Here is a 25,093-nt window from a genome sequence, read left to right on the forward strand (position 1 = left end):
ATTTAGAATATCATGGAATACTTTGTTTGTCTACTAGATAAACAAAGTATTAGATGTTACTATTATAGTAAATGTGATAGAAATGAGGCGGACCATTGAAAACGTATAATCAGCAGGTTGTAAAAAAAGAAAATAAATCTTTGGTCATGCATGTTATTAAGGAATCTCCTCCTTTATCACGCACAGATGTGGCCAATAAAACCGGCCTTAATAAAGGAACAGTCTCTTCATTGGTTTCCGAGCTTATAGAGGAACAGCTCGTATCTGAATCCGGACCTGGCAAATCCAACGGTGGCCGACGGCCAGTTATGTTATTCTTCAATGAAAATGCAGGCTATTCCATAGGAGTTGATCTTGGAGTTAACTATATTTTAGGAATCGTAACCAACCTACAGGGGAAAATCCACAAAGAAAAACTGGAAAAATTCCAGGAACTAACCTATGAAGATATTAAAAAAAGACTGTATGAAATGATTGATTGTATGATTGCTTCCATTCCTGATTCACCATATGGTTTAGTCGGGATTGGTATTGGTGTACCGGGCACAGTTGATACAACTGGAAGAATTTTAATGGCTCCCAATTTAAACTGGAAAAACATCGATTTGAAAAATATGGTCGCAAAGAAATACTGTGTACCTGTTAAAGTTGAGAATGAAGCAAACTGTGGGGCATATGGCGAAAAAAAATTCGGTGTCGGAATAAACTTCACCAACATGATATACATCAGTATTGGGTTTGGAATCGGCGGCGGCTTAATCCTGAATAACCAACTTTATCAGGGCAATAATGGACTTTCAGGGGAGCTGGGTCACATGACAATCGAAAGAAGCGGAGAAAAATGCCGCTGTGGAGACCATGGATGCTGGGAATTATATGCATCAGAGAGAGCCCTAGTCAGTCAGGCGAAGCTCATGATGAATGATCCCGCCATTACACTCGAACACTTAATTGATCTTGCTGAAAATGAAGACCTAACAGCAATTGAATTATTCAGTGAAATAGGGAAATCGATTGGGATTGGCATTAATAATATCATTAATATTTTTAACCCTAATCAAGTTATTCTTGGCAATCGCCTGGCCGCCTGTGAAAAATGGATTCACTCTTCATTAGTAGAAACCATAAAAAATCATTCTCTATCTAATCATCAAAAGAACTTACATATACAATATTCAAGTTTAGCGAGTCATTCTTGCGCACTGGGCGTAGCTGCTTTTTCAACTGAACATTTCTTAGATAACGACCTGTATCATCAAAGTATTCAGACCTATCCATTAGTGCATCAATATTAGCTGCTTTCTTTGCTGACGCAATCAAGATTACACATTTATGAAAGCGCTTCTATTTTTTTATATATTAAGGAGGCTACAATAATGAAAATTCAAAACCCTATTTTAACTGGCTTTAACCCTGATCCAAGTATTTGCAGACGTGACGAAGATTATTATATTGCCGTTTCTACGTTTGAATGGTTCCCCGGGGTCGGTATTTATCACTCTAAGGATTTAAAAAATTGGTCATTAGTTTCCCGCCCATTAAATAGATTAAGCCAATTAAATATGATGGGAAATCCTGATTCAGGGGGTATTTGGGCTCCTGCTCTCTCCTACCATGATGGGAAGTTCTGGCTCATTTATACAGATGTCAAGGTGACAGGCGGACAGTGGAAAGACAGCCATAATTATCTCAGTACCTGTGAAACGATTGATGGCGAATGGTCTGATCCAATCCATCTTAATAGCTCTGGCTTTGATCCATCTTTATTCCATGATGATGACAGCAAAAAATATCTTGTGAATATGGTCTGGGATCATCGCCTTGGAAACCATAGTTTCTATGGAATTGTACTTCAGGAATATAGTGTAGAAGAGAAAAAGTTAGTTGGAGATAAAAAAATTATCTTTAAAGGAACCGACATCAAACTGACAGAAGCTCCGCATTTATATAAATGGAATGGCTACTACTATCTGTTAACGGCAGAGGGTGGAACAAAATATGATCACCAGGCAACCATTGCCCGCTCCAAAACGATTGATGGACCATATGAAGTACATCCGGAAAATCCGTTAATTACATCGTTTCCTTATCCAAGAAATCCATTACAAAAAGCGGGCCATGCTTCTATCGTTCACACTCATACAGATGAATGGTTTTTAGTTCATTTAACCGGACGCCCTCTTCCTAAAGAGAATCAGGCATTGCTGGATCCAAGAGGGTTTTGTCCGCTCGGCCGTGAAACAGCCATTCAACGATTGACTTGGGAGAACGATTGGCCGTATGTAGTGGGCGGTAATCAGCCTTCTCTTGAAATAGAAGGACCTAAGATGGAGGAAGTAAAATGGGAAAAAGATTATCCTGAAAAAGATGATTTTAACGAGAAATCATTGAATCTTAACTTCCAAACTTTACGGATTCCTCTAGGAGATCATCTCTCATTGGAAGACAAACCAGGTCACTTGCGATTGTACGGTAAAGAATCACTCACTTCAAAATTCACACAGGCTTTTGTGGCAAGACGCTGGCAGCATTTTAACTTTACAGCTGAAACTAAATTGGCTTTTAACCCGGACACATTCCAGCAGGCCGCCGGCTTAGTAAACTATTACAACACGGAAAATTGGAGCGCCCTTCAGCTTACATGGAACGAAGAGAAAGGTAGAGTTCTAGATTTAACCGTATGTGATAATTTCACCTTTGATCGACCATTGAGTGGTAATGAAATTCCGGTACCGGATGAAATTGAATATGTTTATATACGTTCCGAAGTCCAAACAAACACGTATCACTACTCCTATTCATTTGACGGAGAAGCTTGGACACAAATCCCAGTAACCCTATACTCTTATAAACTATCTGATGATTATATCCGCGGTGGCGGATTCTTTACTGGAGCCTTTGTAGGCATGCAGTGCCAGGATACATCTGGAGAAGGCAAGGCTGCTGATTTTGATTACTTTACTTATAAGGTCAATGAATAATTTGCGTAGGGGTAAAATAGACTGCATTAGCTTAAGAGAGGATATCCAGACCGGATATCCTCTTTTCTCATGTATAAATACATCGTAAGCATTCCTATGTTTAAGTCCTTACTGTTTTAGGAAAGGTATAGGATAACGAGGAGGTTTTCTGATGGATACATTTTTGTATATACTGTTTGCTTGTTTTTATGCCGGCTTGCTCATCATGATGCTTCAATCCATAAAAAAGAGTGGTGTTAGCATAGTATCGAATGTATTAATTCTGGTTATTGTACCGCTCATCTATGATAATGCCATTCTTGGCATCGGAAAGTGGATTGGGGAGGGAGAAGTTTTAGAGAATTTGAATGCTGCTCGATACTGGATGCATGCGATTTTTACACCTTTGTTAATTTTATTTTCCTGGGATGTACTTAAACGTGCTAGGGTCAAGTGGGTGAATACCACCTCAGCCATACTGATTACAGTTGCCTTTACACTAATTGCTTTTTTGATAGAACTATTTACAGTTGTGTGGGACCTCTCACTAAAAGCGGAAAAAAGCTATGGCATTCTAAGCTATTCTTCAACCAATTCTCCACAAGGACCGCCAATCATGATTTTAATGGTCACACTGGCACTTCTTGTGTCATCCATTATTCTTTGGAAAAGGACAGGTTGGTATTGGATATTCGTTGGAACCGCACTTATGATTGTCGGGAGCATGGTCAAGATCCCAATTGAAAGCGGCGCAATCACCAATGCGTTTGAATTAATCTTACTCATCTCTCTTGTGTTTACAAAAAGGTATCAGGATCGTTATCAGGGGGGCAAAAAACTGGCTCTCGGTTGAATATCCAAAGAGACCAACCCAATGAAAATCAGCTTGGTCTCTTTAAAGCTCTATTTCTTATTAGGTTAAACTCCATTTACGATAAATAACAGATGCGCATTTAAAGGAAATATAAGACAATAAAATAAATCATAGTTATTGGGGGAGTTCATTTGAATTGGCTAGAACCTTTTAATAGAGATTTTTTTATTGATGAAGAAGAGGATAGCTCTCCTTTCTTCAGGAGCAAATCCATTGATGGTAATGGAGTGCCAAAACAATATTCCCTTCTGACGCAATTTTTCCTATTATTAAGTGCACAGTTGAGCGATAGCGTTACTTATTATCCGATAAAAAATGGCCTTATCAAGGATAAGGAGCTGCGAGAAATCATCTTGCACTTCGATGAGCGAAAAGAATTTATAGTGAATGATAAACCGATTGAGATCATGTTGGCTAAGCCCAATAATGATTCTTTAAAGCATCTCATGTCTAATCCCTTAAACCCTGTTATTAAGAGCCTTTTTCCACAAAGCAAACAACTTCAACAAGTTCAATTCTCACCTTCAAGTCCGTATAGAGTAATTCCAGAGAAAATCAATTCCTACGAGGACAAGGAGTTTGATCTAGTACTAGCCTATTTAAAAGAAAACACGGAAAGCCCTTCATTTGGTTTTCAACTCTCAAATTGGATTCTGAATGATTCCCTAAAAAATTCGCATGCTCTGCGTTATTTCTCTCATCACACACAAACACTTTGCCTGTGGATAGATGAATCAAAAAGAATTATCTCCATCGAAATGCAATTTTAGCATTAGCTGAAAGGAGAAAAACAATATTAAACAACACTAGCAGTAAAATATCTAACCTAAAATAACCCCTTGTTCTGAAAAACACACCAACCATGCTTAAGTCGCATAATACGTCTCAATGATGTATTTAAGGAAGGTTAGACAAACCTTCATCAATTATGGCGCTTTACGAATGGTAATGCGCCAATTACTGCCCGTACTAATGTGATAAGTATCAGCGAATGATTTTTGATTTAGGGCCAGCCCCAGATTATCAAGTGAATTAACATAAAGAATGGCTTCCTCTAATGCACTGTCTGCAAAAGATCTGCCATATACAACCTCTTCCTCAAACCTCACTGTTCCATCCTTTTCAATTTGAACCCAGACCTTATCTCCCAGTGAGATTTCCAGTTTTCTAAAGAGTTCTCGCGAAATATTCGTCCATAGATTTCCAAATCGAATATCAAGAATTTCAATAATACCGGTAATCTTATGATCATGTATGTATGCCTCATAAAGAGGTAGTTCAATAAGGGAATCAACAGGTATTTCCGGCCCCACTTCCTCAAAACTAATCACCCCAGCTGCAATCCTTGCCCCTGTATACGCATAAACATCACGCCCGTGGAAAGTGTAGGATTCTCCTGAACGCGGCAAACGATTTACCTTCTCATCTATCACTCTTGCTTCCGTGATGCCAATTTTATTTTTGATATGGGATAGGGTACCGTTATCAGGCGTGACCACATAGTGTCCACCAGAGGTCTTTGCAACGATACTTCGGCGATCGCATCCTACACCCGGATCTACCACCGATACAAACACCGTTCCTTCCGGCCAATAAGAAATAGCCTGCAATAGACGGTATGAGCCTTCCCATATATTAAACGTTGGAATATCATGCGTATTATTACTAATCTTTAAAGATGGATCGACAGAAAGCGCTACTCCATACATAGCACTTACAGCCCCATCACTTAATCCAAAATCTGATTGAAAAACTAATAAACGTTTCAACTTCATCCCACCCATTTCTTTGTCCAAAATAAAAAACACCACGTCCTTACCATGATGAGGACGTGGTGTGACTTCACGTGGTTCCACCTTAATTCGCTGCTTACTCACATAAACAGCCTTCTAAGCGTAAAAACGAATCAACGTTTCCTACACTCTGGTATGGATAACGAGTACCAAATCTCGCCGAAACCTACTCATATAATAAATTATACTTTCAGCACGAGGCTCAGAGGCCATTTTCAATAATGGTATTTCTCGCTCCTTTTCAGCTCCCGAAGCTCTCTAAAAGAGAAATATCCAGAATCTACTCTTCTCTTCATTACGTTTAAATATTTAGAATAATTAAAATTATAGTGAGGTCGATTATGATTTGTCAATAGTCATTATCAAAAACTATAACCGATAAAAATAAAAGCACTCCCTGCTTTTCCTTCCTCAGGTAGATTCTACTGAGAGGAATTTTTATATTATCTTTATCTCATGATTGCTAATGGGATGGAAGTGAATATGCAGACAGAAGGCGCGGTCGAGAGAGATGGTAGTTTGATTATCGCAGACTCAATGATATAACCATTGAGGCTTGGTCACCTTTTCAACTTGGTTTCTTTGAAGGCGTTTTTATCGGTAATTATGATAAGTTCCCTGAATTGAACCAAACCCTCGAGCAATTAGGTGAGAAGTACGAGACTACACCAAGCGCCATTGCAGCAACTTGGATCTTGCGGCATCCAGCGAATATTCAATTGATTGCGGGCACAACCAACCGTATGCGGATGGCCGATATTATCAAAGGCAGCGAAATTCAGCTCAGCCGTGAGGAATGGTATCGTCTTTATTTGAACCGCGGTCACATCCTGCCTTAAGGCTTTAGTAAAGGACTTCTTTTTGAGCATAAACTATTAAATTATTGGTTGTGAAGGATTGATTTCCATGAGTAAAGAATAATCAAGTATATGAAATATCCTCATACGGCAATCCAGCTTTTGGGGATGATTATTCTGCAGGTTGAATTTATGTGGATGGCGGAAAGAATATAACTATAGATACCATGTAAAAAGGATAATCTCAATAGATTATCCTTTTTATATTAAAAAATATGAAATATTACTTTAGTAATTTTCTAAGATTTCATCAGTTACTTCTAAAAAGTATTCGAATGTATTATTAGCTTTAATTAATTCATCATATAATAAATTCAATCTATTTCCATTCCCACCATCTTCCGAATCATTCGGTTGTCCTGGATTTGTATCTGAATCTGTTTGATTATTGCTATCTTGAGAACCACTGGATGAATGATCATCATTAGTACCACTATTACTTTGGGTATTCTCCCCAGTATTACTATCTAATAAACCATTCCCATTATCGGTAGTTTGATTATCAATATCTTGAGAACCACCCGGTTGATTATCACTAACGTTATTATCTTGCATATTATTTCCAGCACCATTCACTAAACCATCTTTATTATTAGTATTTTGATTAGTGCTGTCTTGAGCTCCACTTGATAATTTATCATTATTAGTAGTTTGATTATGATCTGTATTATTACCTTGGTCTAGATTGTCTTCGTTATCTTTTCCCTCATCTTTTATTACTTCAGTTGTAACGTCTTGTTCATCTTTAGGATCTTCATTTATTGAGCAAGATTTAACTAAAAATACAAGAGCTAGTAACAACACTACTATCATTACTATTAATAAATTTCTTTTCTTAGAGCCGTTATGAGATGATTGATTATTTTCCATTATTCTACCTCTGATTTTTCGCTAGATTGAGGTTTTTTTTCTTGATCAACCTTATTAGACTCTAAGCTTTCTATTTGTTCTTCTAATGCTTTAATATAGTCTGCTTGTTTTTTATTTTCTTTTTCTTGAAGTACTTTTTTGGACTCCAAGTCTGTTATCTCTTGTTCTAAATCGTTTATATGATCTGCTTGTTTTTTATTTTCTTCTTCTTGCTTATTTAAATCCTCTCTTAAACTCTCAACCTTTGATTCAGATAATGCATCAGGATTTTGTTCAGTAGCCTCTTTTAATTTAGTGTATTCTTCATATAATTTCATATATTTCTTTACTAATTTCTCTTCGTTTTTAGAATAAGCTACTACTTTATCTTTTAAATCATTCACATTTTTTTCAATCGATTCTATCGGAGCAGAATCAAACCCTGCTGATGCTGCTATAGCTGCTGTAGCTATTACCGCGCTACCAACAACCCCAAGTATTATACTAATCAAGACCTTGTTCATTTTTACTCCCTATATCTCTAGATTTTAAAATAAGGACTAATAAAATTAGTCCTTATTTATAAAAAGTATCTATATATTATTTCACTTTTGTTATTGTTTTTACTTCATTATTATTTGTAGTTACCGTAATCATAACTTTAGCTACATTATCCTTATTTAGAGTCGTGGTATATGTGTTTCCAGCATATAATTGATTTGAATAATTAGCATTATTTTCAAGGCCTTTACCATATTTGTTACCTTGAGAGTCATTTAAATATCCAGCCCAAGTTTTATTTTTTGTTTGTATTGTATTGTCATTAGCATCCATAAATTTTACTACAATATTTCCTTTAGCTAAAGGCGCAATATTGATATCCTCTTTCAAGTTTATAGAAACTTGAGTATGCCCTTGATAGAAATGAGCTTCTGCTGTTGCTATTTTTTCTTCTGCAACTGTATCTCCATCTAATCCTGGTAAAGAATCAGCATCTGTTATTGTATGTGAGTTAGCTACCTTAACAGCATTATCTGACTGTATTTCTAAGCCTTCTATTGCTGCATTAGCTAAATTCAATTGATCTTCCAGTCTTTTTATCTCTGCTTGTAGCTCTTCTTTTTCCGAATCAGATGCTTCTCCATTATTTTTTAATTGTGCCTCTAAGTCAGCTATTTTAGTTTGTGCCTCTTCTCTTAAATCATTATATTTTTCAACTAATGATTTTTCATTTTGAGCAAATTCAACTATCTTCGATTTTAGAGCTTCAATATTATTCATTACCTTTTCTGCGGCACCGGAATTAAATACTAAAGTACCAGCTATAACGGTTGCACCTATTAACCCTGCACCTGTTAATGTACTCAATTTCATTTTATTATCTCCCTTTTTAAAATGTAATATTATTACTGTAGGAGATTATAACACCTAGAATACTAGTATACAATTTAACAATTTATTAAAAATTTAAGTGCAATATATAATTTTCATTTATATAAAAAAACTAAAAAATTTATATTGTTTTCTAATCATACTTATAAATTTTCATCAATATCCACTACTAATGGATAAACAAAACTGTCCGTGATAAGCCTTGTTAGTAACACTAGCACATGGCACTTCAGCGTAATCGACAGTAAAATTAACTTTGCATAAAATAAAAAAGCTCGGTAGAAACCGAGCTTTTTTTGTTAAACCATTATTGATGCTATAATAATGAATGTCTAAATAAAATAAAAACCACCAAAATTATGTATTTGGTGGAGACGGTGGGAGTCGAACCCACGTCCAAAGATAACGGCACTTATGCATCTACGAGTGTAGTCGATATATTGGCAATTCGCTGTGCCTTATGCCTATCGACAGGCGTCCGGACAGCTAGTCTGGTTATTCTCTTCCTTCTCCCTCAGACGGTGAGATCCGGCGTAGTCCACTAAAGTTGAGTCCCTTACCCTACCACATGGACGATGGAGGGAGGAACAGCTTATCGACTGTTATTAAGCAGCGAAAGCTAAGTTGTTGTTTTGTTTGCCAGTTATAGGCTGTGACGTTTTAACGAGGCCGATCCCCTCGACTCGCAACATAAGCTCGAACTACCCCTGTCGAATCCGTAACGTCCCCATGATAAGAATGTGGATCGTACGAAATGAAGAAGCGTACTTTGAGCGTTGCTTCTATTCAATTGTGGTACATAAGTAATTATAACATAATGAATATGAAATTCAATTGTAAGAACTTGGTGAGAGTACCAGTCAAAGCTTAACGCTGACGTTCTTTGAACGCTCGTTCGATTTCACGCTTTGCTTCTTTTCTCTTCAAGTCTTCACGTTTATCATAATTCTTTTTACCCTTACCTAAACCGATCAAAACTTTTGCAAAACCGTTCTTTAAATACAGCTTCAATGGAACAAGTGCATATCCCTGTTCTTTTGTGGAACCAATTAATTTACTGATTTCCTTATTATGCAAAAGTAGCTTACGCACACGCAATGGGTCGTGATTATAGCGGTTACCCTGCTCATATGGGCTAATATGCATTCCCATTAAGAATACTTCCCCATTAATAATCCTTGCATAGGAATCCTTTAAGTTCACACGACCATTTCGAATCGATTTAATCTCAGTTCCCTGCAAAACAATTCCTGCTTCATAGGTTTCCTCGATAAAGTAATCATGGTACGCTTTTTTATTTTGGCCGATTACCTTTCCTGAACCTTTTGGCATATAATTGCCCCCTCTCTCTTTATATGGGTTAGGTGAATAAAGAGCCCAGAATATCAGGCTCTCCTTTTATCATACTACAGCAATGGCTTCTATTTCTACAAGTCCGTCTTTTGGAAGCCGCGCTACTTCTACCGCACTCCTTGCCGGAAAGCTGCCGGTAAAGTAGGTTGCGTATACTTCATTAACTGCTGCAAAATCATTCATATCATTCAGGAAGACCGTTGTCTTCACAATTTGGTCCAAACCAAGGCCTTCTTCGTTTAAAATGGCCTGAATATTTTTAAATGCTTGGTGAGTTTGTTCCTTCACACCATCTTTTAATTCGCCCGTCTCAGGATCTAATCCTAGCTGGCCTGATGTATAAATAAACCCATTCACTCGAATGGCTTGAGAATATGGCCCGATTGCGGCCGGTGCTTTAGCTGTTTGAATCGTAATCTTACTCATTCTAGTATTCCTCCATTTCGCTAAATTCCATACCTTTAGTATTCGATTGAAATGTCCTCTTATCCTTCCATCAGGAATGGGATGCGGACTTAAAGAAAAAAGGAAGATGCAACAATTACGCATTCTTCCTTACTCTTTTATGCTTCAAGTGAATTCATTTCAACCATTTTACCATTGTATACTTCTTTGTTCAATTCGCCTGTCATACGGCCGGTTACTAATCCTGCTGTTGCTGAACCGCTGACATTAAGAGCTGTTCTTCCCATATCAATTAATGGTTCTACAGAGATCAGTAAGGCTGCTATACCAATTGGCAGGTTCATGCTGGATAATACGATTAATGCGGCAAAGGTAGCTCCTCCGCCAACACCAGCTACACCAAATGAACTGATAGCTACAATGATGACTAATTGAATAAGGAAAACGGGATCTAGCGGATCAGGTGCAATCATTACAGCCAGCATAGCCGGGTAAATTCCTGCACATCCATTTTGACCAATAGACGCTCCCAATGAAGAAGAAAAGTTAGCAATCCCTTCAGAGTTACCAAATTGTTTGGTTTGAGTCTCTATATTAATAGGAATAGCTGCCGCACTGGACCGGGATGTAAAAGCAAACGTAAGTAATGGACCCATTTTCTTAACATATTGCATTGGATTTAAACCGCTAAAGAATAATATAACTAAGTGGATCAGGAACATCACGATCAATGCTACATAGGAAGCAATAACAAATGTAGATAATTCAATGATTCCTTGTACATTTGTATTGGCAATAGTTGTAGCCATTAACGCTAAAATACCATACGGTGTTAAACGAAGAATCAACGTAACGATTCGCATGACAATTTTATATAAGGCATTAATGATTTTCTCAAATGTCTCAAACTCCGCTGGCGCCTTTCTTCTAACTCCGATTGCCGCAATTCCAACAAACGCTGCAAAAATTACGGTTGCGATTGTAGAAGTAGGTCGTTGGCCAGTCAAATCAAGAAACGGATTTGTTGGGATGACCTGCAAAATACGTTCCGGAAAGCTCTGGTTCTCTACTTGAACCATTGTTTCTTCTAATTGAGCTGAACGTGCCTCCTCTGCTTCGCCAGATTCAAGATGGTCCGCTGATAAATCAAACGTTAAAGCACTGCCAATTCCAACAGCGGCTGCTATAGCTGTTGTTAAAACCAGAATACCGATAATAGAAAAGCTGATTTTACCAACTCCAGCTTGCCCTTTTATGCGAATGATAGCTGATATAATCGACACAACAATCAAAGGCATGACAATCATTTTTAAAAAGCTAACATAACCTGTTCCAACAATGCTGTACCAATTTTTTGTATCTGCCAATACAGCACTCTCAGGATCAAATGCAAATTGAAGGAATACCCCTAAAAGAATTCCTAATCCGAGACCTGTAAATACTCGTTTTGCAAAAGAAACATGTTTCTTTTGCATATAGAAAAGTACACCGACTAATGCTAACAAAATAAGAATATTTATAATAACTAAGGTCGTATCCAATTCAATCTCTCCCCCTTTTAATTCACACTAAATACATATGTATTATATAGATTGTACTGTCTATTGTACAGTATTATGACTAGACAAGCTGTTTTTCTATATCATCAATTCTTTTTTATCTATATACCTCAGCATGGTAAATATAACTACAAATCTAACACAAAGAAAAGAGAGCCAACATAAGTCAGCTCTCCTCTGCTTATTATCGTTTTTTCTTCTTACCGGATTTGCGCTTGGCAGCCGGTGCGTTTTCGTAAAACTTCTTTTTCTTTCTTGGGCCTTTTTTATCGGAGCTTTCTCCAGGCTTACCTTTGCCTTGGCCTTTCGGACCGCGCTTGTCCCCATTTCCTCCCTGTGGTTTGGAAGAATCCTTGCGGCGGTTTTTACCCGGTTCTGCTCTAAAAATACGTTTTTCACCGGAAACTCGTTCACGGTTGTCTTTCATCCCAACAATTTCAAAGTCAATGGTACGCTCATCTTTATTTACATTAATGACCTTTACGGTGATCTCGTCTCCGATTCGGAAAACCTTAGCTGTACGTTCACCAATCATCGCATATTGACGGTCGTCAAAATGATAGTAATCATCAGTCATGTAGCTGACATGGACAAGACCTTCAATTGTGTTGGAAAGCTCAACAAACATACCGAAGTTTGTGACAGAGCTAATAATCCCGTCAAACTCCTCGCCAACTTTATCTTCCATGTATTCAGCTTTCTTCAGATCATCTGTTTCACGCTCAGCATCAACCGCGCGTCTTTCCATTGAGGAAGTATGCTGCGCAATCTCACCAAGTCTTTCATTCCATTTTTCCTGCGTCTCTTTGCTTAGATCCCCATTTATTAAATACGTACGAATTAAGCGGTGGACAATTAAGTCCGGATAACGGCGGATCGGTGATGTAAAGTGAGTATAATAATCGGTCGACAATCCAAAGTGTCCCAAGCTTTCAGGATCATACTTTGCTTGTTTCATGGAGCGAAGCATGACTGTCGATACGACCATTTCCTCCGGTTTTCCCTGTACTGCTTCAATGATTTCCTGCAAAGCACGCGGGTGAATGGAATTGGCTGTACCACGAACGATATAGCCAAAGTTCACGATAAAGTCGAAGAATTTTCTCAGCTTCTCTTCATTAGGATCTTCGTGAATCCGATAAAGGAAAGGCACGTCCATCCAATGGAAATGCTCAGCTACTGTTTCGTTGGCTGCAAGCATAAATTCTTCAATTAATTTTTCTGCAACAGAACGTGTACGAAGAACAACATCGGTTGGTTCTCCATTCTCATCAACAAGGATTTTTGCTTCTTTAAAATCAAAGTCAATGGCTCCTCTGCGCATCCGTTTTTCGCGAAGAATTTCAGCCAATTTCTCCATTTCCTCAAACATCGGAACAAGCGGTTCATAGCGCTCAATCAATTCTGCGTTCTTATCAACAAGAATCTCATTCACATCTGAATACGTCATACGCTCTGTTGTTTTAATTACGCTCTGGAAAATCTCATGGGAAACAACAGTTCCTTCAGAATCAATCTCCATTTCACATGATAATGTTAAACGGTCAACACGTGGATTCAATGAACAAATTCCATTTGATAGTCGATGTGGTATCATCGGAATAACTCGATCCACAAGATAGATACTTGTTGCACGCTCTGCCGCTTCCTTATCAATTGGCGATCCTTCGGTTACATAATGAGAAACATCGGCAATATGTACACCCAATTTATAATTTCCATTATCAAGTCTCGTTACTGTAACAGCATCATCCAAGTCTTTCGCATCCGCACCATCAATCGTGACAATCGTTTCATCCCTAAGATCACGACGATTGGCCAGATCTTTTTCATCTATGACTTCAGGTGTTTGATTAGCTTGTTCCAGTGCATCCTCTGGAAATTCTCCTGGCAAACCAAACTTATGAATAATGGATAAAATATCAACACCCGGGTCATTTTTATGCCCTAAGATCGTGATAACTTCACCTTCTGCCGACATTCTGCCTTCTGGGTAATTTGTTATTTTAACAACTACTTTATGACCTTCAACGGCACCGTTCTTCGCCTCGTTAGGAATAAAGATATCATTAGCCATTTTTTTATCATCTGGGATTACAAAACCAATCCCTCTTGTTTCCGTATATGTCCCTACGACATTTTGGACACCGCGTTCAATGATTTTAACAATGGTGCCTTCCCGTCTTTGGCCTGATGATTGTGAAGAAACACGGACCATAACAATATCTCCATGCATCGCATTATTTAACTCATGCGGAGGAATAAAAATATCATCCATGCCTTTCTCTTCAGGTAGCACAAAAGCAAATCCCTTAGCATGACCAGATACCTTCCCTTTTACAAGGTTCATACGTTCTGGCAGTCCATAACGATCAGAACGAGTTCTCACGATTTGGCCATGCTCCTCCATATACACAAGAGCCTTCACAAAATCCTTGAAATCCCCGGAGTCTTCTACCCCCATTGCTGCCTCTAATTCTTGTACGGTCATGGGTTTGTAAGCTTCTTCTTTCATATAAGAATACAGCTTTTCTACATGTTGACGTATCATGTCATCCATCACAAACCCCTCCTTTCTTTCCTTTATCATTGATCTATCTATTAATTTGCCCAATCAAGACTCTCTAAAAACGCAAAAACATCCTGATGAAGCTGATCACGTTCTTTATCCAGTGTTATCACATGGCCTGATTCCTCATACCATTTTAATGTTTTTTGTTCAGTAATTGCAGAATTATAGATAATATTAGCGCTGTCAGTATTGATCATATGATCGTGGCGTGCCTGAGCGACAAAAAGCGGAACATCCACTTGATTCACATGATCTCTTACATTGCCAATCAATTCTTGCAAGGCTTGCAGGGTATTCATTGGACGAAAACAATTCATTTCTGCCTCAATTTGTTCCTGACTTTTACCTTCACGCTTTTTATACTGACGGGCATACTCAAGTACCCCATCATACATAACTTTTTCACTTTTTATATACATAGGTGAACACATGGTAACGATACCCTTAACAGGTACAGTGTAACCTAATTTCAAGGAAAATACCCCTCCTAACGAAAGACCTGCTACCGCAATTTCCTTATGGCCCATTGCCCGCAATCGATCATAGGCTTTCATACAGTCCTTCCACCAATCAGTTGGTCCGAATTCTACCAACTCCTCCGGAGGTACTCCGTGCCCTTTATATTGCGGTGCATGACATGTATATCCCCTGCTTTCAAGATATCGGCCTAACATCCTTACATCAGCGCTATTCCCTGTAAAACCGTGAAGCAATAAGACTGCACGGTTTCCTCCCTCGAATGTAAATGGTTTTGGCTGAGTTAATTTCATATAAAAAATCTCCCTTTGTTAAAACTTATACTATGTACTATTAGTTTACGATGTTAGAGGAACAAAACGCTATTAATATGAACGATTTACACATCAAAAAAGCCTGGCAAAGCTGCCAGGCAATGTTTGTTTTCGCACTATTACTTTGCAAAGAAAGAAACCAGAATGGTTAAAACAAAAAATAATACTGATAAAACAATAGTAGCGCGGTGTAAATATAAATCAAGTCCTCTCGCCTTTTGTTTACCAAAAAGCTGTTCAGCACCACCGGAAATCGCGCCGGATAAACCTGCACTTTTACCGGATTGCAGTAAGACCACAACAATTAAACTAATACATGTAATAACCAATAATACCATGAGCGTAGTATGCAACACGAACAAATACCTCCTAATTACGGTCTTATCAATACTATTACTTTACCATAACCACCTTTTTTTCACAATAACTAACAAGGAGGTAATAGTTAAATTCACCGCAGGCAGGGTATAATCAAATAAGAGGATTCAAAAACCCGGGACAGAGGGGGACATGATTATGTTTACCGATTGGTTATATAAAGTAAATTACATAAATATGATCGGATTTATATTTGGCAGTTTAATGATGTTCTTCGGATGGAATGCCCCCTTAATGGGAGCTCTTTTACTCGCGGCCGGTGTACTATTAATCATTTCTAAACTTAATGGAAGGCCGTTCATCTATTTTATGACCTATTTTGTACATCTATGTTTGATTGGTTTATTGATTTTTGAACTCTTATCTATAGAATGGTTGTCTATTAACCCCATCCTTTTCGTAGTTTGTATAGCAGCACTGATTAGCTTAATAGCAGTCATTATTCGCTCGAATACGAGCACTCTAAGCCTCTTTTGGTTGGCATTACATATCTTAATACTTGCCTATGGATTTATTGGCGAAGGCACTTTCTGGTCGACTGTTTGGAGTCCGGGATCTGTCCAGGTCGTATTTAAAACCTTCTATTCTATATTAATCGCATTTTTCCTGATTGGCGTATTTTTGGACCGTTTTCAAAACGAACTAAGGAGAGAGTACCGCGATAGAAATTAAATGAAAAGACGCTCACTTTTTAGCACCTCAAGTTAGATATAAAATCTAACTTTTGGAGTAAACTAAAAATGGAGCGTCTTTTTTGTTGATTTATTTATACACTTTCACACGATCTTCAATTGGATTGAATTGGTTTTCACCAGCAGGAGCAACTGGTTTACCAAATGGCATTTGGGCGGATAATCTCCAGCTTGCAGGTATATTCCAGGTTGCCTTCACTTCTTCATCAATCAACGGATTGTAATGCTGAAGTGTAGCTCCTAATCCTTCCGCTTCAAGAGCTGTCCAAACGACGAGCTGCAGCATTCCGGAGGCTTCATTAGACCAAATAGGGAATTTATCTGCATATAGATCAAATTGTGACTGCAGCCCCTCTATGACCGATTGATCTTCAAAGAAGAGTACAGTGCCATATCCAGCATTAAACATATCCATTTTTTCCTGAGTGCCACCAAAATTTTCGGCAGGTACGACTTTTCGTAATGTTTCAGTTGTGATACTCCAAAACTTATTACTTTGTTCTCCAAATAATACGACTACTCTTGCGCTTTGTGAGTTAAAGGCAGATGGTGTATGCTTGACGGCGAATTTAACAATCTCCTCTACTCTTTCTTCAGAAATTACCTTTTCATTACTAATCGCATACAGTGAACGTCTTTTTTCAATTGCTGATAAAAATTCATTTGTATTTGTCATGATTTATTCCTCCCCAATGTTTTTATACATACTAAAATCTATTTAGACAGATAACCGAATAGATAAACCAAACGGGTCTGTTGTTACCCAAATTCCATTCTCTTCTCGAACTTCAGCACCTATATTATTCAAACGTGAAATCACTTCTTCTCTTTGTTCATGATTAGGATAATGAATAGTGAATGTTTGGAGTCCCACACTTTCTTTTGAAGCAGCCGGTATATTCCTGCCATTCCATACATTTAAACCGATATGATGGTGGTAGCCACCTGTGGACAAAAACAGTGCCTGATTTCCATAACGAGTAACTACATCAAATCCCAATCCCTGGCAATAAAACTCCTCCGCCAGTTCAAGATTGCCAATATGCAAATGAATATGCCCCATTGCCGTATCAGACGGAAGGCCTTTCCACATCGTGTCTTCTCCTGCTGCCAATACTTCTTCTGCCTTCAAAGGCTCCGTAACCATATGAACCTCTTTGTCTTTCCATATCCATGAGGAAGCTGGGCGATCTGCGTAAATTTCAATTCCATTCCCATCAACATCCTGTAAATATAGTGCTTCACTAACATGATGATCTGAAGCACCCAATGGGTAATTAATTTTTGCAATATGATGCAAAAAGCTTCCTAAATCTGCACGTGAAGGCAACAATAAAGCAAAATGGTACAGCCCGGTTTTATGTGCCTCTTTTGGTATAACATTTTCAGGTTGAATCAAAGTTAATAATGGTGTTTCCCCATCAGCTGTTAAAACTGTACGATTCTCCTCTTTCTCCAGCACTTTAAAACCAATGATGTTTTCGTAAAAGGCGAGCGATCTTTCCATATTAAGTATCTTCAATTCAAGACTTTTCACAAACGTATTTGTTTTCTGATGAAAGTTCATATTACTCTCTCCCAAATGGCATTTTGTTTTTTTATAATTTAATCAGCACATAACTTACTTTATGTAAGTAATTATACTTTAGTAATAAATTTATATCAAGTAAATTATTTCCTATAAATAATTATATGATTTTTCAATAATACGATATAATATAGACCAGAGGGGTGATGTAATATGAATCAATCTCACATTTGTCCTAAATTTGAGAAAGCTATGGATATCCTCAGCCGCCGTTGGTCAGGGTTAATTATTTATCAACTGCAATCCGGTCCTCAGCGTTTCTGTACGCTGGAATCCTCAATTGGTATCAGTGGGCGAGTACTATCTGAACGGCTAAAGGAATTGGAAAAACAAGGGATTGTCAAACGCGAAGTTTATCCGGAAACGCCGGTCCGAATTGAATATTCCTTAACAGAAGCAGGAGAAGCCATGAAACCTATGATGCAATCCATTGCAAAATGGGCCGATGAATGGATGAAAAAGGATTCTCCAGAAACTGATCAAAAATAAATGCCGATTGCGCTGGCCGCAATCGGTTTTTTCTTTTTTTGATTGAAATTCATATCAGCCTACAATAAAAAAAAAGAGAATAGGAGGTTTCCCTACTCTCCCATCCCTTCATTATTTTTTAATCATCACTTGTTTAGGTGCTGGTTATAAAAAGCCCTAATACAAGCGTTAATTATATACGCTTTCATTTAGAAGCTATGTATTCAGTATCTTTAATTTTTGATCTACTTATATATAAAGTGAAATATTTTAACTTTTCTGATAAACTTAATCAAACGTTTTATTCTAGATAGTAAGTGAAAGTGCAGGACAAATTAGAGAAGAGACAAAGGGGGATCACAGATGGATTATGCATTATTAACATCAGTCATTATTTACATGATTTTAATGCTCGGGATCGGATATTTTGCCTATAAAAGAACATCCAATTTATCTGATTATATGCTTGGCGGCAGAACACTCGGACCTGCCGTAACAGCATTAAGTGCAGGAGCTGCTGACATGAGTGGCTGGCTGTTAATGGGATTACCCGGAGCTATGTACGTATCCGGCCTTAGCGCAGCATGGATTGCCATCGGTTTAACTATAGGAGCCTGGGCTAACTGGATTTATGTAGCGCCAAGACTGCGTACCTATACACAAATAGCCAATGATTCCATTACAATTCCTGGCTATTTAGAGAACCGCTTTGGCGATACCTCAAAAATACTGCGCTTGATTTCTGGACTTGTTATTCTTGTATTCTTTACCTTTTATGTTTCATCGGGGATGGTTTCCGGCGGTATACTATTCCAAAGTACATTCGGGCTTGATTACCATACTGGATTAATAGTGGTTACTCTAGTAGTAGTCGCATACACTTTGTTTGGAGGATTTCTTGCCGTCAGCTGGACTGACTTTGTGCAAGGGATCATCATGTTTATAGCACTGATTCTTGTTCCAATCGTCACTCTTATTGAAGTGGGCGGATTTGGAGAATCAATTGATACAGCACGATCTATCAATCCAGCCTTATTAGATATTTTCAGAGGCACAACGATACTGGGCATCCTTTCTTCCATTGCCTGGGGACTTGGTTACTTCGGCCAGCCTCATATCATTGTCCGCTTTATGGCCATTTCATCTGTTAAAGAAATTAAAAAGGCCCGTCGAATCGGAATGGGATGGATGATTTTCTCTATTATTGGGGCAATGCTGACTGGATTTATCGGGATTACGTATTTCTCACAAAATGGCTCACCATTAGAAAACCCGGAAACGGTCTTTATCGTTTTAGGAGAAGTATTATTCCACCCGATTATTACTGGATTTTTAATCTCAGCTATTTTAGCTGCTATTATGAGTACCATTTCTTCGCAACTTCTCGTTACATCCAGCTCGTTAACAGAAGATATCTACAAAACATTTTTCAGACGATCAGCATCTGATAGAGAACTTGTTTTCTTAGGAAGATTGTCCGTTTTAATTGTCTCGATTGTCGCGTTATTTTTATCCTGGGAAAAGAACTCCACAATTCTCGAACTGGTTGGTTATGCTTGGGCAGGCTTCGGATCATCATTCGGTCCGCTCATCCTTTTAAGTCTCTTCTGGAAACGTATGAATAAATGGGGAGCATTGGCAGGTATCGTTATGGGTGCCTTCACTGTTATTATATGGTCCAGCTTAGGTCTCTCTGATACGCTCTATGAAATGATTCCTGGCTTTGGAGCAAGCACACTTGCTATCATCATTGTCAGCTTACTGACCGCTCCACCGAAGCAAGAAGTGGGTATCCAATACAAGCAATTTAATGATTTAATGAGGCAATAGAAAGTAAAAAGCATTGGGGCGAGCCCAATGCTTTTTTTTGAAAAATAGCCCCATATGACTGGACTACTAGTCCGCAATTCCCCTCCAACTTTTTTATTAAATTCAATATATTGTCATATTCTCGCTATCTTTTTATCTATGAAAGCGCTATAATTAATTTATGGGACGATGTACCATAATGTGGAACAATTTCAAAATTAATTAAAAATTGGAGAGTGGTAACCAGAAGACTTGATTCTGGAAGAGCTGCTACTTGTACTCTTTTAAGCAACCAGCAGTTTGTTCCCAACAACTAAAGTAAAGAGCTTCATTGATTGCTGCACAAAATTTTATAAATTAAATGAAGGAGATGTGAATAATGGAAATAAGATATTCTACTCACCCTGATCATGCGAAAACTTTTACAACGGAGGAAATCCGTAAACATTATTTAATTGAGGAATTATTTGTACCAGGAGAAATTAAGCTTGTGAATACAATGGAAGACCGCGCTATTATCGGAGGCATTACTCCTTTAAACGAATCTATCTCTCTAGAGGGTTACGATGAAATTAAAGCAGATTATTTCCTTGAGCGCAGAGAAGTCGGAATTTTCAATGTTGGAGGCGGCGGTAAAATTACCGTTGATGGTGAAGTATATGAAATGGAGAATAAAGACTGTTTATATGTTGGCTTAGGCAAAAGAGAGTTAATTTTCACAAGCAACCAATCTGATCAACCGGCAAAATATTATTTGTTCTCTGCCCCTGCACATAAAGAGTATCCTACCCAACATGTAGCATTTAATGATATTGAGGGCGACCGATTAGGATCAGCAGAAAATGCAAATGACCGTGTGATTAGACGAATGATTCATAATGAAGGAATACAAAGCTGCCAAGTCGTAATGGGAATGACGCAATTAAATACAGGAAGCGTATGGAACTCCATGCCAACCCATACACATAACCGCAGAATGGAAGTATACCTATATATTGATTTAGATGAAAATGCGAGAATGTTCCATCTGATGGGTGAACCTACAGAAACTCGCCATATTGTGATGAAAAATGAGCAGGCAGTTATTTCACCTCCATGGTCTATCCATTGCGGAAGTGCTACTAGTAACTATACATTCATTTGGGCGATGGCCGGTGAAAACAAAACCTACAATGATATGGATGCCGTATCAATAGATGAGCTCAGATAATTTCAGGAACAATTTAAAACAATTGCATTAATTTTTCTTCGCCATTCCAAAAAAACACAGATTTTAAAAATAATGTTTAAGGTGGTTTTCAAATGAGTCTAGAAAACTTTTCACTTGATTACTTTAATTTAACAGACAAGGTAGCCATCGTAACCGGCGGCAATACAGGCCTAGGACAAGGATATGCGGTTGCACTAGCGAAAGCCGGAGCAAATGTATTCGTTGTTACCCATAATGATAATTGGAAGGAAACGCAGGACTTAATTGAAGCTACCGGAAGGAAAGCTCATTTTAAACAGGCTGAACTGACGAATAGAGAAAGTATAAAAGAAATAGTTGAAGAATGCGTAAGTGTCTTTGGTCGAATTGATATTCTCGTTAATAACGCAGGAACAATTCGCCGTGCTCCCTTACTTGAATATAAAGAAGAAGACTGGAACGCAGTCATGGACATTAACTTAAATGCTGTTTATTTCCTTAGCCAAGAAGTAGCAAAAGTGATGGTCAAACAAGAAAGCGGTAAAATCATCAATATTGGATCCATGCTTTCCTTCCAGGGCGGTAAGTTTATCCCACCATACACAGCGAGTAAACACGGTGTTGCCGGGTTAACAAAAGCGTTTGCCAATGAATTAGGACAATACAATATTCAAATTAATGCGATTGCACCTGGTTATATTGAAACCGCTAACACTGATCCTATTCGTGCTGATGAGAAACGGAATGCGGAAATTCTATCAAGAATTCCTGCTGGAAGATGGGCTAAACCAGCTGATTTGATGGGAGTCGTTGTGTTCTTGGCAAGTAAAGCATCCGATTATATGAACGGACATATTCTCGCAGTAGACGGTGGTTGGTTAGCGCGTTAAAAAGGGCTTACACCAATTTGAATGGGGCTGATTTCATTGATTACCGGCAATATAGATGACCTGATTGAGCAAAAGAGTCTTGCTGAGAATTTACAATCAAAATTAACATTTTTAAAAGAGTTCGATAGCTCCCAGTACTCTGCTGGGCGCCATGACATTGACGAGAATTTATTTTTCTTCCTCAATGAATATGAAACAAAGGAAGAACCTGACTGTATTTGGGAAGCCCACCGAAAATACCTGGACATCCATTATATTCTTGAAGGCAAAGAAAACATTGCCGTTGACCATATAAATCGTCAACAAATCAAGGAAAATTACGATGAAGCAAAAGATGCTATCTTTCTTGAAGGTGATGTCCAAACGCTTATAGCCATGAATCCAGGTGATGTGATGATTTGTTTCCCAAAAGATTCCCACAAGGTTGGAATTATAACTGAAGAAAAGCAAATGGTTAAAAAAATTGTTCTTAAAGTAAAACGGTAAATCCTAAAATCCCTGGATATGAAGATTTAATCCAACCAAAGAGAATATGTATGTGAACAAGAGAAATCTATCAATCATACAAAATCATAATTCCAGCTTTATATCCATAAATCTACCATCTTAGACCTTACATAATTGTGACCTCATTTTAATCCGGAAGGTAAGGTAGATCATCATGCGAATTTTAAAGACGATTGAAAAAATCCCAGGCGGGCTCATGCTGGTACCACTATTTTTAGGGGCCATTATACATACTTTTGCTCCAACATCAGGTGAATACTTTGGTTCATTCACAAACGGATTAATGACAGGAACGGTTCCAATCTTAGCCGTTTGGTTCTTCTGTATGGGTGCCGGTATTAATATTAAAGCAACAGGAACTGTATTACGTAAATCCGGAACCCTTGTTATAACAAAAATCGCGGTTGCCTGGCTTATAGCATTAGTGGCATCTATGTTTATTCCTGATGGTGGAATCCAGACTGGAGTTTTCGCAGGATTGTCCGTTCTCGCTTTAGTGGCAGCCATGGATATGACAAACGGCGGACTTTATGCATCCATCATGCAACAATATGGCACCAAAGAAGAAGCCGGCGCTTTTGTCTTGATGTCCATAGAATCCGGCCCGCTTGTAACAATGTTGATTCTGGGTTCAACCGGTCTTGCTGCATTTGAACCACAAGCTTTTGTAGGTGCTGTATTACCTTTCTTACTAGGATTCCTTCTTGGAAACCTTGATTCTGATTTACGCGACTTTTTCAGCAAGGCTACTACTACTATGATTCCATTCTTTGGATTTGCATTGGGTAACTCAATCGATTTAGGTGTTATTCTTCAAACAGGTATTGGAGGAATCTTGCTGGGTGTATTAGTTATTATTATTACGGGTATTCCATTGATACTGGCAGATAAATATATTGGAGGCGGTAACGGAACAGCTGGTCTTGCTGCATCAAGTACAGCAGGAGCTGCTGTCGCCAACCCAATGATCATTGCAACAATGGCACCTGAATTCATGCCTGTTGCTCAATCTGCTACTTCTCTGGTGGCCGCATCTGTTATTGTAACATCGATATTGGTACCAATCTTAACTGCATACTGGGCTCAATATATGAAAAAGAGAAACAAAGATACGATATCACCAGATAGCAAAGCTACCGTTTAATATTCTAGTCCCGGGGGGCAAATGGCTTGCCCCTTCTGGAATGAACAGGAGGATCCTATGAGTAAAATTATCACCGTGGGAGAACCAATGGCCCTTTTTGTTTCTGAAAAAGAAGGTTCATTAGAAACCGCCGACCGTTTTGTTCGTTTTGTTTCAGGTGCCGAGGTTAATTTTTCAATCGGTATGGCACGTTTAGGCCATCAGGTCACCTATATAACCCAATTAGGCCAAGATCCGTTTGGAAAAAGCATAGAAACTTTTCTTCAGCAAAATTCGATTAACACCGAATATATTAAATATGATTCAACCCATACAACAGGTATGCAATTTAAGCAAAAAGTTAGTGCTGGCGACCCGGAAGTATTTTCGGCACGGAAAAATTCAGCCGCTTCCCATATGAATCGGGAAACAATCGCTCATATAAACTGGACCGAGTATAATCATATTCATTTAACTGGTATACCACCAGCTCTTTCAGGGGGCTGCAGAGATATGGTCTATGAATTAATGGATACAGCAAGAGCCAATGGTGTGCAAATTTCTTTCGACCCCAACCTTCGTCCAGGTCTTTGGGAGGATAAACAAGAGATGGCTGAAATTATCAATGATTTGGCATGTCGCGCAGATATTGTCCTTCCCGGCATTAAGGAAGGGGTACTGTTAACCGGCCAGGATGATGTTCAACATATTGCGGACTACTATCATGCAGCAGGTGTTAAAACCGTCGTTATTAAACTTGGTGAAAAAGGGGCATTTACCAGTTCAGAAGGCGAACGTTTCTATACCGACCGTTTCCCTGTCAAACAGGTTGTTGATACGGTAGGTGCCGGAGATGGCTTTGCAGTTGGAGTAGTGAGTGGTCTATTAGAAGGACTTCCCATCAAGGAAGCTGTAAGACGCGGAGCCGCAATTGGGGCACTTGCCGTTATGTCTCCGGGAGACAATGATGGATTGCCTAACCATGAAAGTTTACTAGCTTACATGGAGGATTCAATCGCAGAGATTTAAATAAAGGCTCATAAA

General features: G+C 38.4%; 25 protein-coding genes, 1 other RNA gene, 1 pseudogene and 1 other annotated feature. Of the genes and pseudogenes, 14 read left to right on the top strand and 13 right to left on the bottom strand.

Going from position 1 to position 25,093, the window contains the following annotated elements; translation table 11 throughout:
• Positions 1-95: 95 nt before the first annotated feature.
• The 4 genes from F7984_RS16835 (at position 96) to F7984_RS16850 (ending at position 4,604) form a co-directional block, all read left to right on the top strand.
• Complete coding sequence (locus tag F7984_RS16835; RefSeq protein WP_066106300.1) at positions 96-1,295, top strand: ROK family transcriptional regulator; 1,200 nt, start codon at positions 96-98, stop codon at positions 1,293-1,295.
• A gap of 78 nt (positions 1,296-1,373) precedes the next feature.
• Complete coding sequence (locus tag F7984_RS16840; protein ID WP_140461924.1) at positions 1,374-2,981, top strand: glycoside hydrolase family 43 protein; 1,608 nt, start codon at positions 1,374-1,376, stop codon at positions 2,979-2,981.
• 151 nt (positions 2,982-3,132) lie between these two features.
• A complete protein-coding gene (locus tag F7984_RS16845; RefSeq protein ID WP_139892229.1) occupies positions 3,133-3,813 on the top strand; it encodes a hypothetical protein in 681 nt (226 codons plus the stop codon).
• A 152-nt stretch (positions 3,814-3,965) separates the two neighbouring features.
• Positions 3,966-4,604, top strand: a complete 639-nt coding sequence (locus F7984_RS16850; RefSeq protein WP_066106296.1) for a hypothetical protein — start codon at positions 3,966-3,968, stop codon at positions 4,602-4,604.
• 156 nt (positions 4,605-4,760) lie between these two features.
• On the opposite strand, the gene F7984_RS16855 is transcribed toward F7984_RS16850, so the two are convergent.
• On the bottom strand, positions 4,761-5,609 hold the full coding sequence (locus F7984_RS16855; protein WP_140461925.1) for an SAM hydrolase/SAM-dependent halogenase family protein: 849 nt from the start codon (positions 5,607-5,609) through the stop codon (positions 4,761-4,763).
• Positions 5,610-5,656: 47 nt separating this feature from the next.
• Positions 5,657-5,932 (bottom strand) — a binding site (T-box leader).
• A gap of 243 nt (positions 5,933-6,175) precedes the next feature.
• On the opposite strand from F7984_RS16855, the gene F7984_RS16860 reads away from it, so the two are divergent.
• Entirely contained in the window at positions 6,176-6,466 is a 291-nt protein-coding gene (locus F7984_RS16860) for an aldo/keto reductase (RefSeq protein WP_225983742.1), read from the top strand.
• Positions 6,467-6,537: 71 nt separating this feature from the next.
• Positions 6,538-6,609 (top strand): annotated as a pseudogene (locus F7984_RS19455) (hypothetical protein); the annotation flags it as partial.
• A 103-nt stretch (positions 6,610-6,712) separates the two neighbouring features.
• Here the strand turns inward: F7984_RS19455 and F7984_RS16865 are convergent.
• The 10 genes from F7984_RS16865 to secG form a co-directional block, all read right to left on the bottom strand.
• Positions 6,713-7,354 carry a hypothetical protein gene (locus F7984_RS16865; RefSeq protein WP_140461755.1) on the bottom strand — a complete coding sequence of 214 codons (642 nt, stop codon included), beginning with the start codon at positions 7,352-7,354 and terminating at the stop codon, positions 6,713-6,715.
• Complete coding sequence (locus tag F7984_RS16870) at positions 7,354-7,857, bottom strand: hypothetical protein (protein WP_140461756.1); 504 nt, start codon at positions 7,855-7,857, stop codon at positions 7,354-7,356. Before F7984_RS16870 ends, F7984_RS16865 begins: the two co-directional genes overlap by 1 nt.
• Before the next feature lie 76 nt (positions 7,858-7,933).
• Positions 7,934-8,707: a hypothetical protein gene (locus tag F7984_RS16875; RefSeq protein ID WP_140461757.1), complete on the bottom strand. Its 774-nt coding sequence runs from the start codon at positions 8,705-8,707 to the stop codon at positions 7,934-7,936.
• Between the two features lie 384 nt (positions 8,708-9,091).
• Positions 9,092-9,454, bottom strand: a transfer-messenger RNA (tmRNA) gene (ssrA, locus tag F7984_RS16880).
• Between the two features lie 138 nt (positions 9,455-9,592).
• Complete coding sequence (smpB, locus tag F7984_RS16885; RefSeq protein WP_066106290.1) at positions 9,593-10,057, bottom strand: SsrA-binding protein SmpB; 465 nt, start codon at positions 10,055-10,057, stop codon at positions 9,593-9,595.
• Between the two features lie 69 nt (positions 10,058-10,126).
• Complete coding sequence (locus F7984_RS16890) at positions 10,127-10,504, bottom strand: RidA family protein (RefSeq protein ID WP_066106287.1); 378 nt, start codon at positions 10,502-10,504, stop codon at positions 10,127-10,129.
• A 137-nt stretch (positions 10,505-10,641) separates the two neighbouring features.
• Complete coding sequence (locus tag F7984_RS16895; RefSeq protein WP_140461758.1) at positions 10,642-12,024, bottom strand: L-cystine transporter; 1,383 nt, start codon at positions 12,022-12,024, stop codon at positions 10,642-10,644.
• Positions 12,025-12,226: 202 nt separating this feature from the next.
• Positions 12,227-14,602, bottom strand: coding sequence for a ribonuclease R (gene rnr, locus F7984_RS16900; protein WP_140461759.1), 2,376 nt, complete (start codon positions 14,600-14,602; stop codon positions 12,227-12,229).
• A gap of 41 nt (positions 14,603-14,643) precedes the next feature.
• Positions 14,644-15,384, bottom strand: a complete 741-nt coding sequence (locus F7984_RS16905; protein ID WP_139892225.1) for an alpha/beta hydrolase — start codon at positions 15,382-15,384, stop codon at positions 14,644-14,646.
• Between the two features lie 140 nt (positions 15,385-15,524).
• Entirely contained in the window at positions 15,525-15,743 is a 219-nt protein-coding gene (secG, locus tag F7984_RS16910) for a preprotein translocase subunit SecG (RefSeq protein WP_373925489.1), read from the bottom strand.
• 178 nt (positions 15,744-15,921) lie between these two features.
• Between secG and F7984_RS16915 the strand changes: the two genes are divergently transcribed.
• Positions 15,922-16,455, top strand: a complete 534-nt coding sequence (locus tag F7984_RS16915) for a hypothetical protein (protein ID WP_066106276.1) — start codon at positions 15,922-15,924, stop codon at positions 16,453-16,455.
• 90 nt (positions 16,456-16,545) lie between these two features.
• Here the strand turns inward: F7984_RS16915 and F7984_RS16920 are convergent, their stop codons facing one another.
• Both F7984_RS16920 and F7984_RS16925 read right to left on the bottom strand, forming a co-directional pair.
• Complete coding sequence (locus F7984_RS16920) at positions 16,546-17,151, bottom strand: nitroreductase family protein (protein WP_140461760.1); 606 nt, start codon at positions 17,149-17,151, stop codon at positions 16,546-16,548.
• Positions 17,152-17,193: 42 nt separating this feature from the next.
• Positions 17,194-18,042: a VOC family protein gene (locus F7984_RS16925; protein ID WP_140461761.1), complete on the bottom strand. Its 849-nt coding sequence runs from the start codon at positions 18,040-18,042 to the stop codon at positions 17,194-17,196.
• Positions 18,043-18,216: 174 nt separating this feature from the next.
• Here F7984_RS16925 and F7984_RS16930 point away from each other — a divergent pair, with 174 nt between their 5' ends.
• The 7 genes from F7984_RS16930 to F7984_RS16960 all read left to right on the top strand — a co-directional run bounded on the left by F7984_RS16930 (position 18,217) and on the right by F7984_RS16960 (position 25,078).
• Entirely contained in the window at positions 18,217-18,552 is a 336-nt protein-coding gene (locus F7984_RS16930; protein WP_139892222.1) for a winged helix-turn-helix transcriptional regulator, read from the top strand.
• Positions 18,553-18,894: 342 nt separating this feature from the next.
• Complete coding sequence (putP, locus tag F7984_RS16935) at positions 18,895-20,361, top strand: sodium/proline symporter PutP (protein ID WP_066106265.1); 1,467 nt, start codon at positions 18,895-18,897, stop codon at positions 20,359-20,361.
• A gap of 358 nt (positions 20,362-20,719) precedes the next feature.
• Positions 20,720-21,550, top strand: a complete 831-nt coding sequence (gene kduI / locus F7984_RS16940) for a 5-dehydro-4-deoxy-D-glucuronate isomerase (protein ID WP_140461762.1) — start codon at positions 20,720-20,722, stop codon at positions 21,548-21,550.
• Positions 21,551-21,642: 92 nt separating this feature from the next.
• Complete coding sequence (gene kduD / locus F7984_RS16945; protein ID WP_140461763.1) at positions 21,643-22,419, top strand: 2-dehydro-3-deoxy-D-gluconate 5-dehydrogenase KduD; 777 nt, start codon at positions 21,643-21,645, stop codon at positions 22,417-22,419.
• Positions 22,420-22,455: 36 nt separating this feature from the next.
• Positions 22,456-22,905, top strand: a complete 450-nt coding sequence (locus F7984_RS16950) for a NanQ anomerase/TabA/YiaL family protein (RefSeq protein ID WP_066106254.1) — start codon at positions 22,456-22,458, stop codon at positions 22,903-22,905.
• A gap of 175 nt (positions 22,906-23,080) precedes the next feature.
• Entirely contained in the window at positions 23,081-24,070 is a 990-nt protein-coding gene (gene kdgT / locus F7984_RS16955; RefSeq protein WP_066106251.1) for a 2-keto-3-deoxygluconate transporter, read from the top strand.
• 57 nt (positions 24,071-24,127) lie between these two features.
• Positions 24,128-25,078: a sugar kinase gene (locus F7984_RS16960; protein ID WP_140461764.1), complete on the top strand. Its 951-nt coding sequence runs from the start codon at positions 24,128-24,130 to the stop codon at positions 25,076-25,078.
• Positions 25,079-25,093: the final 15 nt, after the last annotated feature.

The organism is Pradoshia sp. D12 (assembly GCF_008935075.1).
Lineage (GTDB): Bacteria > Bacillota > Bacilli > Bacillales > Pradoshiaceae > Pradoshia.

Excerpts from the sequence above, each read along its gene's own strand:
- F7984_RS16845 (WP_139892229.1), top strand. The coding sequence starts at position 3,133 with ATGGATACATTTTTGTATATACTGTTTGCTTGTTTTTATGCCGGCTTG.
- F7984_RS16855 (WP_140461925.1), bottom strand. The coding sequence starts at position 5,609 with ATGAAGTTGAAACGTTTATTAGTTTTTCAATCAGATTTTGGATTAAGT.
- F7984_RS16865 (WP_140461755.1), bottom strand. The coding sequence starts at position 7,354 with ATGGAAAATAATCAATCATCTCATAACGGCTCTAAGAAAAGAAATTTA.
- F7984_RS16870 (WP_140461756.1), bottom strand. The coding sequence starts at position 7,857 with ATGAACAAGGTCTTGATTAGTATAATACTTGGGGTTGTTGGTAGCGCG.
- F7984_RS16875 (WP_140461757.1), bottom strand. The coding sequence starts at position 8,707 with ATGAAATTGAGTACATTAACAGGTGCAGGGTTAATAGGTGCAACCGTT.
- smpB (WP_066106290.1), bottom strand. The coding sequence starts at position 10,057 with ATGCCAAAAGGTTCAGGAAAGGTAATCGGCCAAAATAAAAAAGCGTAC.
- F7984_RS16890 (WP_066106287.1), bottom strand. The coding sequence starts at position 10,504 with ATGAGTAAGATTACGATTCAAACAGCTAAAGCACCGGCCGCAATCGGG.
- rnr (WP_140461759.1), bottom strand. The coding sequence starts at position 14,602 with ATGGATGACATGATACGTCAACATGTAGAAAAGCTGTATTCTTATATG.
- F7984_RS16905 (WP_139892225.1), bottom strand. The coding sequence starts at position 15,384 with ATGAAATTAACTCAGCCAAAACCATTTACATTCGAGGGAGGAAACCGT.
- secG (WP_373925489.1), bottom strand. The coding sequence starts at position 15,743 with ATGGTATTATTGGTTATTACATGTATTAGTTTAATTGTTGTGGTCTTA.
- F7984_RS16915 (WP_066106276.1), top strand. The coding sequence starts at position 15,922 with ATGTTTACCGATTGGTTATATAAAGTAAATTACATAAATATGATCGGA.
- F7984_RS16920 (WP_140461760.1), bottom strand. The coding sequence starts at position 17,151 with ATGACAAATACAAATGAATTTTTATCAGCAATTGAAAAAAGACGTTCA.
- F7984_RS16925 (WP_140461761.1), bottom strand. The coding sequence starts at position 18,042 with ATGAACTTTCATCAGAAAACAAATACGTTTGTGAAAAGTCTTGAATTG.
- F7984_RS16930 (WP_139892222.1), top strand. The coding sequence starts at position 18,217 with ATGAATCAATCTCACATTTGTCCTAAATTTGAGAAAGCTATGGATATC.
- putP (WP_066106265.1), top strand. The coding sequence starts at position 18,895 with ATGGATTATGCATTATTAACATCAGTCATTATTTACATGATTTTAATG.
- kduI (WP_140461762.1), top strand. The coding sequence starts at position 20,720 with ATGGAAATAAGATATTCTACTCACCCTGATCATGCGAAAACTTTTACA.
- kduD (WP_140461763.1), top strand. The coding sequence starts at position 21,643 with ATGAGTCTAGAAAACTTTTCACTTGATTACTTTAATTTAACAGACAAG.
- kdgT (WP_066106251.1), top strand. The coding sequence starts at position 23,081 with ATGCGAATTTTAAAGACGATTGAAAAAATCCCAGGCGGGCTCATGCTG.
- F7984_RS16960 (WP_140461764.1), top strand. The coding sequence starts at position 24,128 with ATGAGTAAAATTATCACCGTGGGAGAACCAATGGCCCTTTTTGTTTCT.